The 18,663-nt window shown below is 43.8% G+C and carries 14 protein-coding genes; 4 read left to right on the top strand and 10 right to left on the bottom strand.

The features are described 5' to 3' along the window. The first annotated feature begins 115 nt into the window (after nt 1-115). From AB4Z50_RS15190 to AB4Z50_RS15175, 4 genes are all read left to right on the top strand, one after another. Nucleotides 116-2,095, top strand: coding sequence for an AraC family transcriptional regulator (locus AB4Z50_RS15190; protein WP_441880266.1), 1,980 nt, complete (start codon nt 116-118; stop codon nt 2,093-2,095). A 6-nt stretch (nt 2,096-2,101) separates the two neighbouring features. Continuing rightward, nucleotides 2,102-3,139, top strand: a complete 1,038-nt coding sequence (locus AB4Z50_RS15185) for a FecCD family ABC transporter permease (protein ID WP_441880264.1) — start codon at nt 2,102-2,104, stop codon at nt 3,137-3,139. Further along, nucleotides 3,136-4,140, top strand: coding sequence for a FecCD family ABC transporter permease (locus AB4Z50_RS15180; RefSeq protein WP_441880262.1), 1,005 nt, complete (start codon nt 3,136-3,138; stop codon nt 4,138-4,140). Before AB4Z50_RS15185 ends, AB4Z50_RS15180 begins: the two co-directional genes overlap by 4 nt. 284 nt (nt 4,141-4,424) lie before the next feature. Beyond that, entirely contained in the window at nt 4,425-7,574 is a 3,150-nt protein-coding gene (locus AB4Z50_RS15175) for an ATP-binding protein (RefSeq protein WP_441880598.1), read from the top strand. A gap of 222 nt (nt 7,575-7,796) precedes the next feature. On the opposite strand, the gene AB4Z50_RS15170 is transcribed toward AB4Z50_RS15175, so the two are convergent. From AB4Z50_RS15170 to AB4Z50_RS15125, 10 genes are all read right to left on the bottom strand, one after another. Next, nucleotides 7,797-9,410 (bottom strand): helix-turn-helix domain-containing protein, encoded by a 1,614-nt coding sequence (locus tag AB4Z50_RS15170; RefSeq protein WP_441880260.1) that lies wholly within the window; start codon nt 9,408-9,410, stop codon nt 7,797-7,799. A gap of 124 nt (nt 9,411-9,534) precedes the next feature. Then, nucleotides 9,535-10,569, bottom strand: a complete 1,035-nt coding sequence (locus AB4Z50_RS15165; protein WP_441880258.1) for an ABC transporter substrate-binding protein — start codon at nt 10,567-10,569, stop codon at nt 9,535-9,537. A gap of 250 nt (nt 10,570-10,819) precedes the next feature. Further along, nucleotides 10,820-11,665 (bottom strand): carbohydrate ABC transporter permease, encoded by an 846-nt coding sequence (locus AB4Z50_RS15160; protein ID WP_441880257.1) that lies wholly within the window; start codon nt 11,663-11,665, stop codon nt 10,820-10,822. 13 nt (nt 11,666-11,678) lie between these two features. After that, on the bottom strand, nt 11,679-12,572 hold the full coding sequence (locus AB4Z50_RS15155) for a carbohydrate ABC transporter permease (RefSeq protein ID WP_441880255.1): 894 nt from the start codon (nt 12,570-12,572) through the stop codon (nt 11,679-11,681). 42 nt (nt 12,573-12,614) lie between these two features. Then, nucleotides 12,615-13,946 (bottom strand): ABC transporter substrate-binding protein, encoded by a 1,332-nt coding sequence (locus AB4Z50_RS15150; protein WP_441880253.1) that lies wholly within the window; start codon nt 13,944-13,946, stop codon nt 12,615-12,617. Nucleotides 13,947-14,027: 81 nt separating this feature from the next. Then, entirely contained in the window at nt 14,028-14,345 is a 318-nt protein-coding gene (locus tag AB4Z50_RS15145) for a PA14 domain-containing protein (RefSeq protein WP_441880251.1), read from the bottom strand. An 8-nt stretch (nt 14,346-14,353) separates the two neighbouring features. Continuing rightward, complete coding sequence (gene bglS, locus AB4Z50_RS15140) at nt 14,354-15,244, bottom strand: beta-glucanase (protein ID WP_441880249.1); 891 nt, start codon at nt 15,242-15,244, stop codon at nt 14,354-14,356. Nucleotides 15,245-15,301: 57 nt separating this feature from the next. After that, nucleotides 15,302-16,477, bottom strand: coding sequence for a family 16 glycosylhydrolase (locus tag AB4Z50_RS15135; RefSeq protein ID WP_441880247.1), 1,176 nt, complete (start codon nt 16,475-16,477; stop codon nt 15,302-15,304). A gap of 413 nt (nt 16,478-16,890) precedes the next feature. After that, nucleotides 16,891-17,853, bottom strand: a complete 963-nt coding sequence (locus tag AB4Z50_RS15130) for a hypothetical protein (protein WP_441880245.1) — start codon at nt 17,851-17,853, stop codon at nt 16,891-16,893. Further along, nucleotides 17,850-18,386: an RNA polymerase sigma factor gene (locus tag AB4Z50_RS15125; protein ID WP_441880243.1), complete on the bottom strand. Its 537-nt coding sequence runs from the start codon at nt 18,384-18,386 to the stop codon at nt 17,850-17,852. The genes AB4Z50_RS15130 and AB4Z50_RS15125 overlap by 4 nt, the downstream gene beginning before the upstream one ends. Nucleotides 18,387-18,663: the final 277 nt, after the last annotated feature.

The raw sequence follows: 18,663 nt of genomic DNA, 5'->3' as shown, positions 1-18,663 counted from the left end.
ATTGTAAGTGATAATGGTTATCAATTATAATGGTGAGATCGTATAGCTCTAACGTACTTCTCCCCGTTTATACGAATCCAATCTTACAGGGAGAAGGATTGGAGATGAAAGCATTATGAAACTGGAAGAACATATTTTGTTATGGAATCATGCAGCTGTAAAAATATTGGACATACGTCACGTTATTATGGAACCAGGCGAGCTGCTTGAGTCTTATCTGCTGCCGGCAAGCAGCTTTATTTATGGTGTTCGAGGTTCAGCAACTCTACAGCTCGACGGCAATAAGCATGAAGCAAGGCGCTTTCATATGCTGCATGGCGGTAAAGGGATGCGCCTAGATATAGAGGCAAAGGAAGAATTTGAATATTATCAACTGTTTTACAAAACCGGGTATGCATTCACGGGCCGGAAAGAGCTTACACAATTAATGGAGCGCTATAATCCTTTTTCGCTCCAATATGCCTTTCGGCCAGAGGAGCCGCTCGCTCTGCTCCGCTGCCTCACCCTTATGAGAAATATATGGCAAGGTGCGCATAGTTTGGATCAGCTTCATATTAAGGGACTCTTTTATCAGTTTCTGCATGAGCTTCTTCGTCAAATGGATACTCAAGGGATTGATGCGCGCAAACCGGATCTTGTATCACAAGCCATAAGGTACATAGATGAACATTATCAAAAGAGCCTAACACTGGAATCAATTGCTGATACGCTGAATTACAGCCCACGTCATCTATCCATGCGGTTTAAGGAAGAAAAAGGGGCCGGTCCGATCCATTATTTAATTCAGGTTCGGGTAGCTCACGCCATCGAATTACTGCTTGGTACAGATGCTGATATGCAGGAAATCGCAAGGGAAATCGGCTATTCAGATGTCTATTATTTCAGCCGAATTTTCAAAAAATATACGGGATTGTCACCGCTTCACTTTCGGACATCAGAGCGGCAGCGACGAAAAATAGATGATTATCCATTTAATTTAACCAGATTATCCATTGGATCAGGCGGGATGAGGCGTTATATTGGTAACGATGATGATAATCATTATCAATATAAACGTGGAGGGTCTATACAAATGAAAAGACACACAAAACCTGGATTAGCTGTGAGCATATTGCTCAGTTTAATGCTACTGCTAGGAGCTTGCTCAGCAGGCGGAACGAATACCGGCAATTCTTCTTCGACTACTACAAATACCGCAGCTGCATCCAATGCCGCTCAAAATACGAATGGTACCGCTGGCGATAACAATCAAGCAAGTAAATCAACACGTATCGTGTCTACTGTAATGGGTGATGTTGAGGTTCCAGCTGAACCTAAACGTGTAGTCGTGCTTTATTTGCTAGGTGACGTCGTTGCTATGGGAATTAAGCCAGTTGGTGTGTCCGATGTATTCGAAGGGGCTGCTTTTGAAAAGGATCTTGCAGGGGTGAAAATGCTGGGCAGTTGGTTTGAGCCAAGCCCCGAAGCCATTATGGCGCTTGAGCCAGATCTCATTATTGTCCCTTCTGAGGATACGTATAAGAAATTAAGCCAAATTGCACCAACCATTCTTGTTCCAAATGAAAAAATGACTACGGATGAAAGACTTGCTTTGCTGGGCAAAACCTTCGGTAAGGAGCAGGAAACGCAAACCCTCCTTGACAACTTTAATACGAAGGTAAAAGAAAGCAAAGAGAAGCTCGCAGCAGCTGACGTACTGGACAAAACGGTAACCATTATTGAAGGCGGAAAAAAGGAAATGTCGGTCGTAACCGGCAAGCAATTTGGACGCGGCTCCCAAATTATTTATGAATATTTAGGCATGAAAGCGCCAGAGATCATTCAGAAAAAAATTGATGGATCAACGAATGAAGAAGGTGATACCGTTTCTATGGAAGTCCTTCCAGAGTATATTGGCGATTATGTTGTCCGTTCTTCCTATGAAGGAATGGATGATTTGACTGGCAATCCTATTTGGAATAGCATTCCAGCTGTCAAAGAAGGCAGAATGATCGAGCTCAGCTTTAACCTCTCATATTACAGTGATATCTATTCCCTTGATGAACAGCTTGACTTTATCGTCGAACAATTGCTGGCCACAGCAACAAAAAACTAAACCGGCATGGTCTACGTAAAAGAGCAGCTGGCTTCAAAAAGCCAGCCTACAAACACTTATTTTGCTACCATTATGCTCGTTGGATGCCTGTTAGTGCTGTTAACTGCTACAGCGTCCATTTCCTTCGGAGCTGCTCGAATGAACCTATCAACGGCATGGAGCGCTGTCTTTTCTTTTGATCAAAAGCTAACTGAACACCAAATTATTCGTTTCCTGCGGTTCCCCCGAACCATTGCAGATATCATCGTTGGTTCCAGCCTTGCGGTCGCAGGAGCGATTATGCAAGGAAGCACACGCAATCCGCTGGCTGATTCAGGGTTGATGGGAATAAACGCAGGAGCCGCCTTAGCTATGGCGATTGCATTAGCATTTATGCCAGGGAGCCAGTACAGCGTGCTGCTATTGGTATGCTTTATCGGAGCCGGTCTTGGCGCAGGGTTAACGTATTTAACCGCTTCTCTGAGCCGCAAGGGCATGTCACCGCAGCGGCTAGTGCTTGCGGGAATGTCAATCACACTGCTTTTTGGAGCAATTGGTACATTTATCTCTATTAATTTTAATATCGGCCAAGCTCTTTCCTACTGGACGTCAGGTAGCGTTGCTGGGGCTACTTGGGCGGAGCTCGCACTGACTGCCCCTTGGTTTGTGCTAGGGTTAGCCCTATCGATGGGACTCGCCCGCTCAATTACCATCCTGAATTTAGGCGAGGAAATTGCAAGGGGCGTGGGTCAGCGAACCGTAGTCGTCAAGCTCCTCTCTTCCCTTGCTGTTCTTCTATTGGCCGGTGTTTCTGTTGTGCTGGTAGGCCCGGTCGGATTCGTAGGACTTATTGTTCCGCATATGATGCGGTTCATGGTTGGGGTAGATTATCGGTATATCATTCCTGCCTCGGCTGTATATGGCGGACTGTTTATGCTAATCGCCGATCTAATCGGCCGTTTGGTCAACCGTCCGAACGAAATGGCGCTTGGCATTATTTTCGCCATTGTCGGCGTTCCTTTCTTCTTGTTGATTTCTCGCAGGGAAAGGAGAGCGTTTGAATGAGGCAGCAACTATTACACGGAAGAAGAAGTCTGCTGCTAGCAGGGCTGCTGGTGATGCTAATTGCTGGTATTCTTATCAGCATGAATACAGGGAAGATGGCGCTTCACCCCGGAGAGGTGTTGAACACTTTATTTGGACAAGGCACGGAGAGACAAAATCTTGTCGTGTTCAAGTTTCGGCTGCCGCGCATCGTATTGGCTGCGCTTGTAGGCATTGGGATGGCGATCTCTGGAGCTGTCCTCCAAGGACTTCTGCGCAACGATCTCGCTGATCCAGGAATGCTCGGCATCAACGCCGGTTCAGGGCTCATGGTTCTACTGTTCATTACGCTATTCGGCCTTTCTGGATTATCATCTGCCTTCCTGCTTCCCGTCATGGCGTTTGTTGGGGGATTGCTGGCTGCACTGTTGATTTATATTCTTGCCTATAGGTCACGAAGCGCTCCTTCCTCCACTCGTCTCGTACTGACAGGAGCAGCAATAAATGTCGGCCTCAGCGCCTTAACCCTGTTTCTAACTCTCAAGCTCGATGATGAGCAGTATGTCTTCGCTCAGAAATGGCAGGCTGGTTATTTATGGGGGACGGAATGGCAATATATTGCGCTTCTTGCCCCATGGGTGCTGATACTTGTGTCGTATATCTGGTACAAATCATTAGTGCTCAATACATTGAATCTTGGCACTGAGATTGCTACTGGCGTAGGCGCTCACGTTAAAAAAGAATTTCTAGGGCTCGTCCTAGCCGCGGTCGCCATTGCATCGGGATGCGTCGCACTCGGAGGCTCAATCGTCTTCCTCGGGCTGATCAGTCCTCATATTGCACGCAAACTTGTTGGTCCAGACCATAAGCTATTGCTTCCTGCTTCAGCGCTCATTGGCGGCATTATTATGGTTGCGGCCGATACGATTGCCCGCACCGTTAGTTTTGGAGCTGATATTCCAGCAGGTATTATCGTTACGATCCTAAGTGTCCCTTATTTCCTATATTTATTGATGCGATAAACATGGTAAAGAAAATTGAATGTAATCAGATACATTTCCCCCTGATGTAAAGAAAGATAAAATAATCGATAATGATTCTCATTTACTCATACAGTATATCAAAACTAACTACCTATGAGAACATATTCTACTAATTAGCTTAATGAACATAACTAGAAGCACCTTTGCCGCTGTTTTTTTGATATTTTCCCAAGCTGCCAATCGTATATATTACTCGCTTCAATCATAAAATATCCAAAATATGTTAAAGGAAAAACGCGTATTATGTCGAATTTCAATGTATGATGATACAGCTGAAAAATAAAATCACCTTCAAATATGTAGCTATTATTCTATTGTTTCTTAGCATTCTTCTTGCCCTGCGATGGACATGGTCTGAACTATTTTCTRCAGCGGAGCACCCTCGTGCTGTAAATGGCGTACTCGACATGCGCGGCTGGGACTTTAACAACTCAGCTACCATTCCCTTGGATGGCCAATGGGAGTTTTACCCTGCAAAATTAATCCATCAACAGGATGTTCAGCCGCTGCAAAACCAGTTCCGCTATATTCAGGTTCCAGGTGACTGGGGCAGTGTGCTGACCAAAGAGGCAGACACCTCTATCGGGTACGGAACGTACCGTTTGCGTATTCTGATCGATCCGCTAGAGCAGCCTGTTGCATTTTGGCTGCAAAAAATACAAGCCTCATCAGGCGTAGAATTAAATGGACTTGTTGAGAACGACTTCGGAAAACCTGCCGAAAATGCTGAGGAGTACAAGCCCAAGAAAATCTCCTACACCGCTTCTTACTCTGTAAAAGGCACCAAAGAGCTTGAACTGCTCATTCGTGTTGCTAACTATGACGATGCTTACAACGGGGGAATTTTACACTCCATTCAATTTGGTTCACAAGCAGCGATTGATTATGTGCGATGGTACTCTATCGGCTTTCAGCTCGTCATATTTGTTGTTTTGCTGCTTCACGGCTTGTATGCTACTATCCTTTTCTTATTCAATCCTAAAGAAAAAAGTTTGCTTATCGTTGGTTTATTAACGCTCGCTACCGGTATTACGATCGTCGTCGGCCATGACAACCTGCTCTTGTTATGGCTGCCACTCAACTATACATGGGCGCTGAAGCTCAGGCTGCTCTCTCTGCTTTGGCATTCCTTTTTTATTTTTCTACTATTTAGAAGATTGTCTTCGGCTCCTCCGAAGAACCGCTGGCTGGGAGCATTCACTGCAGCGCTCATTTTTTATTCTGTGTTTCTAATTGTCGCAAACGCACCGCTTGTAAATGAATCGGTAGCATTAAAAATATTTTCTTTTTTTTATCTATTGCCCTTTGCTTGGTTCGTTTATATAACAGGAACGATGGTCTTAAGGAAGCAAACAGACAACAACGACGTCGTCTTCCTGTTGTTATCTGCTGCAGGCGTTATGTCCAGCTTTCTGTGGAGCTTAATCAACTCAAATAGCCAGGTTTCGGTTGTATATTATCCAATAGATATCATAGCAGCTATCATTGGTTTTTCTACGTACTGGTTAAAGCAATTTTTCCGTAACTCGAAGGAAAACAAAGAGCTGAACGAACAGTTAAAAAAGGCTGACAAGCTGAAAGACCAATTTCTTGCCAATACTTCACATGAACTGCGAACGCCGCTGCACGGTATTATGAATATTGCTCAAACCGTTGTAACGAAAGAGAAAGGGCAAATGAATACAAAAAGCGTTAACGATATGGAGCTGCTTATAAGAATAAGCCGCCGTATGTCGCATATGCTCGGTGATCTTCTAGATGTAGCAAGGCTGAAGGAACACCGAATCGTGCTGCAGCAGGAGCCTTTACAAATTCAATCAGTCGTGCCTGGCATCGTTAGCATGCTGAAATTTATGATCGAAGGCAAACCTATTCAACTGCATGTGAATATAGCTGAATCGATGCCTTGGGTCATGGCAGATGAGAAAAGGCTTGTACAAATTTTGTACAACTTATTGCACAACGCTCTAAAATACACGGAAGAAGGAACAATTTCCATCTCTACCGAAATTCAGCATGGGAATGCCGTCATTCATGTCTCCGATACCGGAGTCGGCATGAATAAAGAAACGCAGGCGCGCATCTTTCTCCCTTACGAACAAGGCATTTACGGAATCAATGATGGAAGAGGAATCGGGCTTGGTTTAAGCATTTGCAAGCAGTTGGTCGAATTGCATGGCGGAGCACTAACTGTTCGCTCTACACTCGGCAAAGGTTCTGTTTTCAGCTTTCAATTACCGCTTGCCAATATGTACAGCCTACCTTCAGCACAGCCCTTGCTTCCTATACACCATACAACGGAAGGAACAGAAGAAAGCCATGGTGGATTAATTTTTCCTGACATCACAATCGACGAAATAGCAGCCTCTACAACCAACCCGCCATTTCTGAATGATGGAAAAATGAATATTCTTGCAGTGGATGACGACCCGGTTAATCTGAATGTGCTTGTTGGCATTTTATCTTCCGAGCCGTATAACATTACAACAGCCAATTCAGCACGTGAAGCGTTAGTGTTGCTCAGCAGTGGGCAGTGGGATCTATTAGTTGCCGATGTTATGATGCCACAGATGTCCGGCTACGAGTTAACGAAGAAGGTACGGGAGCAATACTCTGTATCGGAGCTCCCCATTTTGCTGTTGACTGCACGTAGTCAGCCTGCTGACATCTATACCGGATTCTCGTCTGGAGCCAATGATTATGTTACCAAGCCTGTAGATGCTCTGGAACTCAAATACCGAATCAGGGCGTTGACCATGCTGAAGCAGTCTATTAATGAACGTTTGCGTTTAGAAGCCGCCTATCTTCAGGCACAAATCCATCCGCATTTTCTGTTCAATACACTTAACTCCTTAATGGCGCTAAGCGATATTGATACAGACAAGATGCGTAATCTGGGCGATTCTTTTGTATCCTTTTTACGGATTAGCTTTGACTTCTTAAATACAGGGGAGCTTGTTGAGCTTTCTCACGAGCTGGAGCTTGTCGAAGCCTATTTGTATATTGAAAAAGAACGTTTTGAGGACAGGTTGACTGTCCTATGGGAAGTTGATGCCAACATCAGCTTGCTTATCCCGCCTCTTTCTATACAGCCGCTGGTTGAAAATGCGATCAAACATGGGCTTCTTAGTCAGAACAATGGCGGCACGCTGCATATTCGAATCAATCGCCAAGACAGCTTCATACGAGTTGAAGTCATTGATAATGGCACAGGCATGAATGAAGAACAGGTCATTCAACTGCTCAGTCCAACGATGAAAGGAAAAGGCGGAATAGGGATTGCCAATACGAATCGACGATTAACTCAAATGTATGGTCAAGGCTTATCTATAATCAGTAAGCCCAAGGAAGGAACCACCGTGTCGTTTGTCATTCCAAACAACAGCAATCAGCAGGCTATGGATAACGATTGATTTTAGCAGCTGCTAAACAACTTCATCGATAACAAAAAGACGGACAAATGGTTTCTCATTTGTCCGTCTTTTTGTTATTCGAAAAAAAACTCGAAAGAAGTGTCCGTGAACTGCGACATTCCGCTCGGAACGGTTAAAAGTAGGGGTAGGCTAGCCATGAAAGCACTGAAGTTGCAGCTTGAAGATATCGGAGAGGAGGGGCTCCTTCACGCTCTTCCTTATCTAGCCAAGCGCACGAAGGACATCATCGATTTTCAAGCTATGGGCGAGGACGCCGTAATTCATCCAACTCAAAAAATCAACCTCGAAAACACGGTTATGACGTACTGCGGGAAGCGATTGCCAATGGGGCGTCGCGTAAAGCTTCCTTTTCTCTTGTTCTGAAATTTCAAAAGTGACGAACACATTATCGGCATCAATCTGCGCGAGCAATTCTGGTGTTAGCATGGCTGTCCTTGTGCTCTTTGTCAATTGCTTTACAAGCGGATGAGGCGTCATTCCCAGGTCACTATAGAGAACGGGCCCCGTGTATCCCTTATCCGGACCGCCATACAGCAATATTCCATTAGCTTGAATTCGTAGAAAAACGGTCGTTTGATGATGAATCGGGCGAAGCTTTTTCCGAGCAGCTTCTGCTTTTTTTTCATACTTCGCTATAATATCAACGACTTTTACGTTTTTTCCTCTCCCAATTAGATCTGCCATGATTCGCAAAGTTTCCTGCCAATCTTCCCCCTCATTGGACATTTTGTAGAGCGGAGCCTGTTCCTCCAAGAGATGATGGTCCCATTTATCTGGAAAGCCATTGTCTACCAAAATAAAGTCCGGCTTTATCGGCAGCTGAGCAGCATATTTATCAGAAATCTCAATTGCGGGAATATGCTCAAGCCCCAAGTACGACTGTTTTCCCCAATTCGTTATGGAGCACTGCAGGATAGGCGTAACGCCAAGCGTTACCAGAAAATCTTCAAGAAACGGTGCGAATACACGAATCTCCTCTCGGTAATGTCTTCGGTATTGCCCTGGCGATATGCCGACCGTCTTCTTGAAGCGGCGGTTAAAATAAAACTCATCGCCAAATCCGGCGTTCTGTGCAATATCGGACAAACGATCATCGGTTGCTTGCAGCAGGTGCTTCGCTTGATTAATTCGAATGCCGGATAAGTACTGCAGCGGCACCTGACCCGTTATCTCTTTGAACAAACGCGAATAGTGTGTGCGGCCAACATCGGTCAAATTCGCCAGCTGGCCCACCGACCATTCGTTGCGATAGTCATGGTATAGCCGATCAATTGTAGCTTCAACCGCTTTCCGACTACTCTGGGCATGAGAAATGGTCAGATTGTGCTTGAGAATATGTCGGAGCAATTGTTGAAAACATATTTGTTGATCCAAATCGTCCAGCTCATCACTAGTGTCTGATAAGCTAAAGCTATGTAGCCTCTCAACCCACTCCAAGCATTGGGAAAATGGGTGGCACACCACTTCTCCTGTACATGGAAATGAAGTACTCCAATCGCTATCCGATGCGGCCCGAGCATCTTTTCCAATGTAAAGAATCTCAAAGCTTAGTTCATAATGAATGAGTCCGCTGCTGCCAACTTCATTTGTAATGGTTGCCCCTGGCTCGGAAATAAAACATTTGCCGCGCTCGAGCTGATAACCACATCCATCAAGAACGAGGCGCCCTCCTCCGTCCATAATGACAAACAATCGATAGCAATCATTTTTTCTCGCTTTTTGTTGTTCATGAGGTTCAGATTCCTTATATTTCACTCCGGTTAAGCGATAGATTTTGCTTGGAGATGTATTCGTATTGGCGTTTGTCTCTTGCATAGATTCATAAGCCCTCCTTTCCGTGAGAATGATTATCAATAAAATCACTATAAACGATAAAGAAGAGCACTTCAACTGTTCGTTGAAATGCTCTTCCGATAAAATTGTAATCGCAGCGCGAATGTTACTTCAGCAGCACTTTTTCCAAATCTTTAATTTTGAGTTGGTTAGCCGTGAAAGCACCCGTCTGCCAATAGGTCCGATCCACTTGATAAACATTTCCTTTCTTTATAGCAGGGACGCTTTGCCAAATCGGACTATCGAATAGATTTTTAATGGATTCTTGATTTTCGGCCGATGACCAAGATCCATTTGAAGTTAAAATAATGATATGGTCTGCATTAAGATCAGGAAGCTTCTCCATGGAGATCGTTTCAATAAAGGCTTCCATATCCGCAACCATCTTTGGCGGAGTTAAGCCTAATTCTTTGTAAAGGATAGAACCAATAAATTTGTTCTTAATTCCAAGAAGATTGAGGTCAGTCTCGCCGATATTAAGTCGCAACACAGCAACAGATTCTTCTCCAATTGCTGCTTTCAGCTTGCTTTTTGTATCCGCGATTTGCTGCTCGTAGTCCTTCACCAGCTTCTCGGCTTTCTCTTGTTCACCAATTAGATCAGCAATCTTAAGAAGAATATCGGAGGAGCTGCTCATCAAAATGTCGTCAGGCATCCGAAAGGTTGGTGCTACCTTAGAGTATTTTTCATAGATCGCTTCATCTACAAAACCATCTGTAATAATAAGATCTGGTTCCGCATCCAGCAGTGCTTCAATGCTTCCTGTTATATCAAATGGAGGAACGTCTAAATTCAAATATTCCTGTTTGCCCCACATCGGATGGTACCACTGTACAACAGGCTCCACGCCAAGAGTGACTAAATAATCCTCCAAATAAATAGCAGCTATTCGCTTTGGTTTAACCGGAATTTCAACGTCACCAAAAAAATCCTTCACTACGCGTGTTTCATTCTCATTCGTTTTCACTTCTTTATCATTCTCTGCGGCTTTGTCTGTTTGCGTATTCACAGCATTTCCTTTGTTCGCTGCTTCTTCCTTCTCTTCTTGCGGTGTGCTGCATCCTGTGAGTGCGATGAAAACAATCAGTAGAGAAATGAGACCCCTTACGATAATGCTGCGTGAACCTGTATGCCGAAACATATTTTACCCACTCCTGTATATGTATTGTCGTAACGAAATGTTTTCATTGATTATCATTCTCATTTCGTTCATGAGCAATTATATCATTATGGTTTTGGGATACAATGTCCATTCTCATGCGAGTTTTTTATCCAAACATGAGATAACGAACACGATTCAATCCTAAAAAACATGTCATCTTTATATAAAAAAACAACCGCCTCTAGGCAAAATGTTTCGCCCAAAGCCGATTGTTTGTCGCAAATAATCATTATTTTACCGCACCAGCAGTTATTCCAGCTACAATATATCTTTGAAAAAAAGCATAGACGAGTACAACAGGCACCATTGAAATTAACAGTCCAGCGAACAATGGCCCCCATTCGGTTCGGTACTGCATCTCCCCCTGCATGATCGCAATTCCAACAGGCAGTGTGTACTTGGAAGGCTCATTCACGAAGATCGTCCCCATAATGTACTCATTCCAATTGTTCAAAGCGTTCATAATCAAAATGGGAATCATACCGGATCGAGCCATCGGCAGCATAATTTGAAAAAAGGTTCTAAAATACCCCGCCCCGTCAATATAGGAGGCTTCCTCCAATTCCTTCGGCAGCGATTTGAAAAAACTGACCAACACAAAAACGCCAAACGGCAATGACCACGCTGTATATACAAGTACTAATCCGTTTAGTTTATTAATTAAGTACAAATCGTTTAGGAGAAAGAACAACGGTACCAGCCCCAAAATAAGAGGGATCATCATTGAGGACAAATAGATCATATACATCAACTGGCTGCCGCTGAACTTGAAACGTGCTATAACATAGGCAGTTGTAGCCGATAACAAAATGGATAAACATGAGCTCATTAAAGTAATGTATACGGAATTCAAAAAATAGTCGCCAAAATGATAGGTTTTCCACACATAAGAAAAGTTGCTCCAGTAAAGCGGAAATTCAGGCAGTGACCAAGGTTTGTTCGTTAAAAATTGCGTATTATTTTTTAAAGCGCTTAGCAATGTCCAAAGCAGCGGATAAAGCACAGCCGAGGTCCACAGAAGAAGAACGAGGATGGCTGCTGTCCTAAATATTCGTGAAGGCTGACTGAAGCTCATACATGCATCTCCTCTATGAAAATTCAATGCTATCGCGTCGAAGCACTCGCTGCAAGACTAGCGTTGTTGCTAGAGATAAGATCAAGATCAATACACCAAGTGCTGCAGCGTAACCCATATGAAATTGACGGAATCCCATTTGGTACAAATAGGAACCTAGCACTTGCGTTGAATTATCTGGTCCTCCTTCCGTCATCAATAAAACCATCACGAAGGAGCCGTTTAAAGTCGTCATCACAATATGAAGAATGCTGACCTTAACCTGCTCCCAGATCAAGGGAAGCGTAATCCTCCAAAACTGTCGATTAGGCGAGGCTCCATCCATTTCAGCCGCCTCGTACAAAGAAGCAGGTATGCTAAGAATGCTGGCAACGAGCAGGAGAAAATAAAATCCTACCCCAGCCCAAATCGAGGGCCATAAGATCGACCACAATGCCGTTCCTTCTTCCCCTAGCCAAGGCCTATTGTTATGGGCATTCGTGAATATCCCAAGAAACGAATTCAGAAAGCCGATGCTCGGATTATAAACAAATCGCCATAACACACCTATAACCACAATTGAGATCAAATTCGGAAGAAAAAAGACTAATCTAAAAAACTGCTGCCCCCGCACTCTGAGCCTAGTAACTGCAACTGCGAAGAAAGTAGCTAACAGAATGATTCCAATTACTTTCCCAATGACTAGAAAATAATCGTTGCCAATCGCTCTCCATACGATCGGATCCTGAATCAGAGCCTTAAAGTTGTCCAAACCAATATAAGTCATGTGCTCAGAGCTGCCAGACCAGTCAAACAAAGAGATGTATATGCCTTTGGAAATGGGAAACAGTGTAAAAAGGCAGAAGAAGAGAAACGTTGGAATAAGGAATGTAATAATGAATAGCTTTCTTTGTGCTTGACGCGACATTGACGCTCATCCTTTACCTGAAATAACTAGATTGCAAGTGGCTTACTTTCTAGCCTTGGCTGCTGCTGCCTCAACCCGCTCCGTCCACTCTTCCGGTGTGATTTTGTTGATCGTCAAAGCTATCGTTGCATCACTCATCACCTTGAATACATCAGCATTAAACACAACTACAGGTGCGACAATCGTATTGTCGCTATTGTAATATTTCATAGCATTTTTGGCCGTATCCCCAGCATTGGAAGATTCCAAATCTACTTTCACGTTCATGAGAGCACCGGTTTTCTCCGCCCAGTTCAACGACGCTTTTTTGGTGAAAATAAATTCGATGAACGCTTTGGCAGCTTCAGGATTTTTCGCTTTTTTGGCAATCGCCATCGTACTTGTGTACGGCAACGCTATGAATTTCCCGCCCTTCGCTTGGGTTATTGAAGGAACGAACCCATACTTAAAATCTGTCGGCGCATCATTTTTCATTTCGCTTTCCAGCCATAGCCCATTCGGAATCATAGCAGCCTTGTGCTGTAGAAATTGCATCTGCGAATCTGTATGGTTAAGCGCAGGAGCACCTTTATCAATTAGACCCTTAGCGGAAATCTCGCTTAATTGACGAAGCGCTTTAAGAACTGGCTCGCTTTTGAAAATACCTTCTTTCATGTCACCCATGTCTTTCAGAATTTGCCCATTATCACCGTTCGCCGATATAATCGCTGGATATACGAAGCCGCCAAGAATGTAATCCGGATATACGCCTGTATGAATATAGGGACTAATACCAGCAGCTTTTATTTTCTCACTTACCTCCAAGAAACTATCAAAGTCTGTAGGAACAGCCCATCCATTTTTCTCAAACAACGCTGCATCGTAGAATGTGCCATATGAGCCGAATACAAGCGGAATATTATAGGTTTTGCCGCCGTATTGCTCAGGACTTGCGATCATAACATCAGTAATTTTCTCTTCGTCTACGTTGCTCGCTTCATGAATCCAATCCGATAGATCCAGAAGCTGGTCGTCTTCTACCATCTGCCTCGGATTTGATCCAGCTCCATCTATGTAAATAAGATCTGGGGGATTGCCTTGAATCCATCTTGGTTTCATTTGATCGTTAATTTTGGGGCCAGCCGATTGCTTGATTTTCAGATTAGGATTTAGCTTCTGGAATTGATCAATAACATCAATCCACCAAGCATCCCCATAACCCCCGACAAAATATTGGATTTCAAACTCTCCCTTAAGTCCATTAGCCACAGCGGATGGCGTGTCAGAAGCTGCTGGCTTTTCCGCCTCAGCACTCCCATTATTTGAACCGCAAGCAGCAACGATAAATAATATCATGATGAGCAGTGTTACAAATACCGGCCTTTTCATGTTCATAATACATCTCTCCTTTTGTCATTACTCCCTTTTGAAAATGATCCTCCGCAACAGATTTCGTCACGGAGGATCATACTGCCATTAATTCAAATACAATCTATTTTGCGGGATGATTTGTTTCGCTTGAAGCGGACTCGACCAAGACAACTTAGCGATGGCGTCTTCCGTATTGTCGTAATATTCAAGCTTAATATCGTACTTCTGCCCCGCTGTTAATTGAATCGTTCCAGACCATTCCGTCGTAGCCTGATCCACCCACTTATTAATGATGAGCTGATTGTTCACCCAGAGCCGAACCCCATCATCGCTACTCGTATAAAAAGTATAGGTTCCTGTGTATTGAGGCTTCACTTTGCCCGTCCATCTTACGGAGAAGGTATCTGCATCCATACTGGTCATAGGAGCCCCTAAACCCCAATCGAAGTTACGGTTGCATCGGTTCTAGTCGCTTTTAACGAGGTGAAATCCATGTTGTTGAAGTAATTGGCAGTAAGCCCCGTGCCTTCTGCTTCTCCCGGAGGAAGATCGCTTGCTGGCGTAAATTTGACCCAATCGTAATACGCCCGAATCGGCGTGCCTGGATAGACGAACGGCCCTGTCCAGACTTCAGCAGGCCCTGCGCCTGACCATAAATTGGCCATAATATGACCTGGACTTGTAGGAAGCGTACCACGCGAGCCGTTCTCCGTATGCACCAAATTACCATCAACGAACCACTTTATATACGTAGGAGACCATTCGAAGGCATAGTTATGGAAGGCCAAGGAAGAGTCGAATCCAAGATCGATAATCGTGCTATGCTGGCCTACGCCGTTTGTGAAGTAGTTCGCTTCCAGCTTAGTCGTATCCTTGCCTAATATTTCAATGTCAATTTCATCGTTTGACGTGTTTGTCGCTTGGCCCGAATACGTAAAGAGTGCTGTCACAAGCCCTGTACCCTTAGCCGCTTTAATGCGCGCTTCAACACGACCGTATCCATATTTCACATTCGTTGCATATTCGCCGGAAGCATAATTTTTGCCTGCGCAATTGGTAGGGCAACCCGTATTGTCCAAACGAAGCGCCATTATTCCATTACTAAACTCTTGATTCGCTGCCCGCCAGCCAACGCCAAAGTCCACTCCGTTGCCCCAGCCATCCGACGTATAGAACAAATTATTGTTAATCCCATTCAACGGTTCATCAAACGCAATATCAGCAGCAGATGTAACAGTCGGCATCATTAAAGAGAGAAGCAGCATACAGGATAAGAGCCATACCATCATTCTTTTTTTGCTATTGCTTGCCTTGTTCATCATTACACACCTCTTTCTCAGATTGGTATTGCGAAAAAAAGTGGTAAATAGGCTTTCAATTTACTCGTTTCCTCTGCTAATGCTTACTTTTCCATCCTTCCGAATGACGTCAGCACCAATCGCATCCGTTAAAACAAGCAGCGGTACGTAAGCATGGCCATTATTCAGAATGACTGGATTTTTCATCATCGTTTTTATCCCATTAATAAAAGCAACGTTCGAATTCACCTTAAAGATCATTTCGGATTTGGACAATTTGTCATTGACGATGATTTCTTGTTTAGCTGCATTCCATTTCACCGTTGCATATAAGCTTTCCATAACAAAACGAAGCGGTGCCATTTCTGTTTGTCCGATTTTGAATACTTTTAGTTCTCGTGCATCTTCAACTAGCAGATCTACTGATTTCCCTTGTTTTACAGGTGTTGAAGGATCTACATTAGTTTCAGGCTGCTGCTTTGGCAGCGTATAAGCGATTCGATCCACCTCAGCGATCTGGGTTTTACCTGGATACACATACTCGTTCGCCCAGCCATTGGTTTTGGTAGCCGGCCACATGTTCGCAATTATATAGCCAGGTGCTGAAGGGAGCTCTCCTCGCGAGCCGGTTTCCGTATGAACGAGCTTGCCGTCTACATACCACTTGATTGAATCCGGCGCCCATTCAAAGGCGTAATCATGGAAATCATCCGCTGCATCAAACCCTAGAGGAATGATCGTCGAATGCATGCCAACACCTTTTGTAAAATAATTCGTTTCGAACTGCGTCGTGTTTTTACCTAAAATCTCAATATCGATCTCGTCAGCCTTACCGTCTGAATCAGCGCCATAGGTGAAAAAACCGGTTACGACTCCATCGCCTTTAACCGCTTTCATTCGAACCTCAAACTTACCGTATCCGTAACGCTGTGTTGTAGAATATTCCCCTGAAGCATACGGTTTATCGGAGCATTGCGCTTTATCCTGTGCACACGGCTTGTCGTCAATCAACAATTTCAATTTCCCGTCTTCAAAGATGACATGATCATCTCTCCAGCCGCTCAGAAAGGTTCCGCCATTGGACCATCCGTTGGAAGCATACCAGCGATCAGAATCCTTCTGGTCCAGCAAATCTATAAATGTTTTACCTAAAGCTTCTGGTGCTTCAGCTTCCTCTGCCATAGCAGCAACTGGCATTGCGCAGAGCATAACAGCGATTATGAATGTTAGCAGCAAGGATTTAAGATTTTGTTTCACAAATGAGCCTCCCATAATAAATTGTGCTTTTCTCCATTTTTAACCCATCTTAATTGCCGTTACCTGAGGCCCCACCTCCCAACGTAAAAGCTTAGTTATACTTCGTTAAGTAGATGAAAAACATTCTTTACATTCGTGTCATTCCCACAGTTAGCATTTTGCAATAATAAGTTCTTTACGGTTAAATTTTACAAATAAAAAATATGCTTTTCTCCTCTTTAACGATTATAAAATGGCACTATCCAACTGTTATTTGGCATACGACCAGATGAAGCGTAGTTTTTAGGCATAAAAAAAACCGTTCGAGCGCTGAGCTCGACGGTTTAATATGCATATAGACTTTATTGCGAATTTACCGGGGTTACCATATATCGGAAGTTTATCCAAAGATCATTGATTATACCGATTATGACTTATTCTTTTATAACAACGAGCTTATCCTCACCCTGCGCATAACGATAATATTGCAAGCCCGATTCGGAGCTGAGTATAAAAACTTGATTATTCGGATCGTAAGACACCGAGCCTCCACCTCCTGCGTTCAGCGCAGCGTCGACGTCAACCCACTCCGTTATCCCATCTCTTTTTCTAATAATATAAACCCGATTGTTAAATTCTTTGCCCGTTGTGGCAATGATCTCCGCTGCTCCATCCCCATCCAAATCGACTTCATAGCCGTCTGAGCTGAGCAAATGGCTCAAGATGACGTTGTTTTCGTCGACGGTTAACCATAATGTGCAAAATAGGTTCGGACCACATCTACCGCTTAATCGGTTAAAATCCCCACCAAAAGCTTTGCTTAATCCTAACTTCACTTCAGATATGGACCCATAACCCCATTCAAATATTTCACCTTCCTTGGAATATCCGTTTAATTCAATCCCCTGATAGATGTTAGTCTCTGCCTCGTTTGGCTTGGTGTAGGTCAAATAATGGTTACCACCGCCCAAATCAATGACAGTGTTCAGCTTTACCGACGATTTTGTTACGATCGGAAACTGGTAGTCGCTGCTATCCATTAATGGAATATTAGTCCCTGATATGTATACAGGTTCACTCGTGTAATGTAAGCTTTTCTCTTCTAAAGGAAATGTTGATTCAATCCCCTCATTATTTTGAACAGGGCTGCCGCCTGCGTGAAGGAGAGACCTCATAGAAAAGGAGCTTCCATCAAAGAAAATAAAGCATGCCGCCAGAAAACAAATGCCAGCCGCAGTGGCCAGGAACCTTTTAAAATAAGCTTGCATACTTCTGGCTTCCCCTTTCCGCTGAACGTTCTGTATGACCTTTTCCTTCATGTCTGCCGTGAAATTACCTTTAAAGCCGCCTTTTGCTGTTGCATACCAAGCTGGCCTGTCCTCGATCATTTTGCTCATTCAAGGTTCCTCCCTCTCCACTCTTTCTCAACCGCTTTGCGTGCTCGAAATAATCGAGACTTTACCGTGCCTTCCGACAGTCCAAGTAAGCTGGACATTTCATTTATAGATAATTCATGCTCCAAATCTAGTATCAGAACCTCACGGAGCTTAACGGATAGTCTTAAAATAATTTCCCACACTTCCACTGAATTTTGATTGCGTAAAAATGCTGCTTCTGCAGAAGGGGCAACTTCCGAATGGTTGACACTCTCAAACAAAAGGATTTTGCGAAAATAACTGGATTTTAACTCATTCAGCGCAAGATTTCTTGCAATGGCTAACAACCATGTTTTAAACGAGGACTGACCTCGAAATGTGTGCATTTTATAATACGCCTTAATAAATGTTTCCTGTGCGATATCTTTTGCTTGCTCTCGATTTTTGGTTATCGCGTAAGCAAAGCCAAACACATCATCTCCGTATAGAGTCATCAGATTATACATTTCAGTAGCGTCGATAACATCGATATGCTTCAAATAATCGGTTTCCATTTCATCACCTCCAACCTATTAGACAACGATAACTAGGGTAAAGTTCCCTAATGCTTGGAAAATACTTATTTGCTCTTGCGAGCAAAATAAGAAAGCACCCATCCTGCGCTGAAGTGCACCCCTTAGAGTAGACATTGGAAAAACCCCTAGGTTATTCCGATGAAATTCTAGGGGGTGCATTTTTGTGGCGGTTAAAGGGCAAAAGTTTAAGCATTATGAAGATACAACGAAAGTGGAGGCAATCCGCTTACATGTTGAAGAGGGATGGTCGTATCAA

Source organism: Paenibacillus sp. 2TAB26 (genome assembly GCF_052115145.1).
Lineage (GTDB): Bacteria > Bacillota > Bacilli > Paenibacillales > Paenibacillaceae > Pristimantibacillus.
The sequence above is the reverse complement of the archived record's forward strand: the minus strand, read 5'-3'. Positions and strand labels throughout refer to the sequence as shown.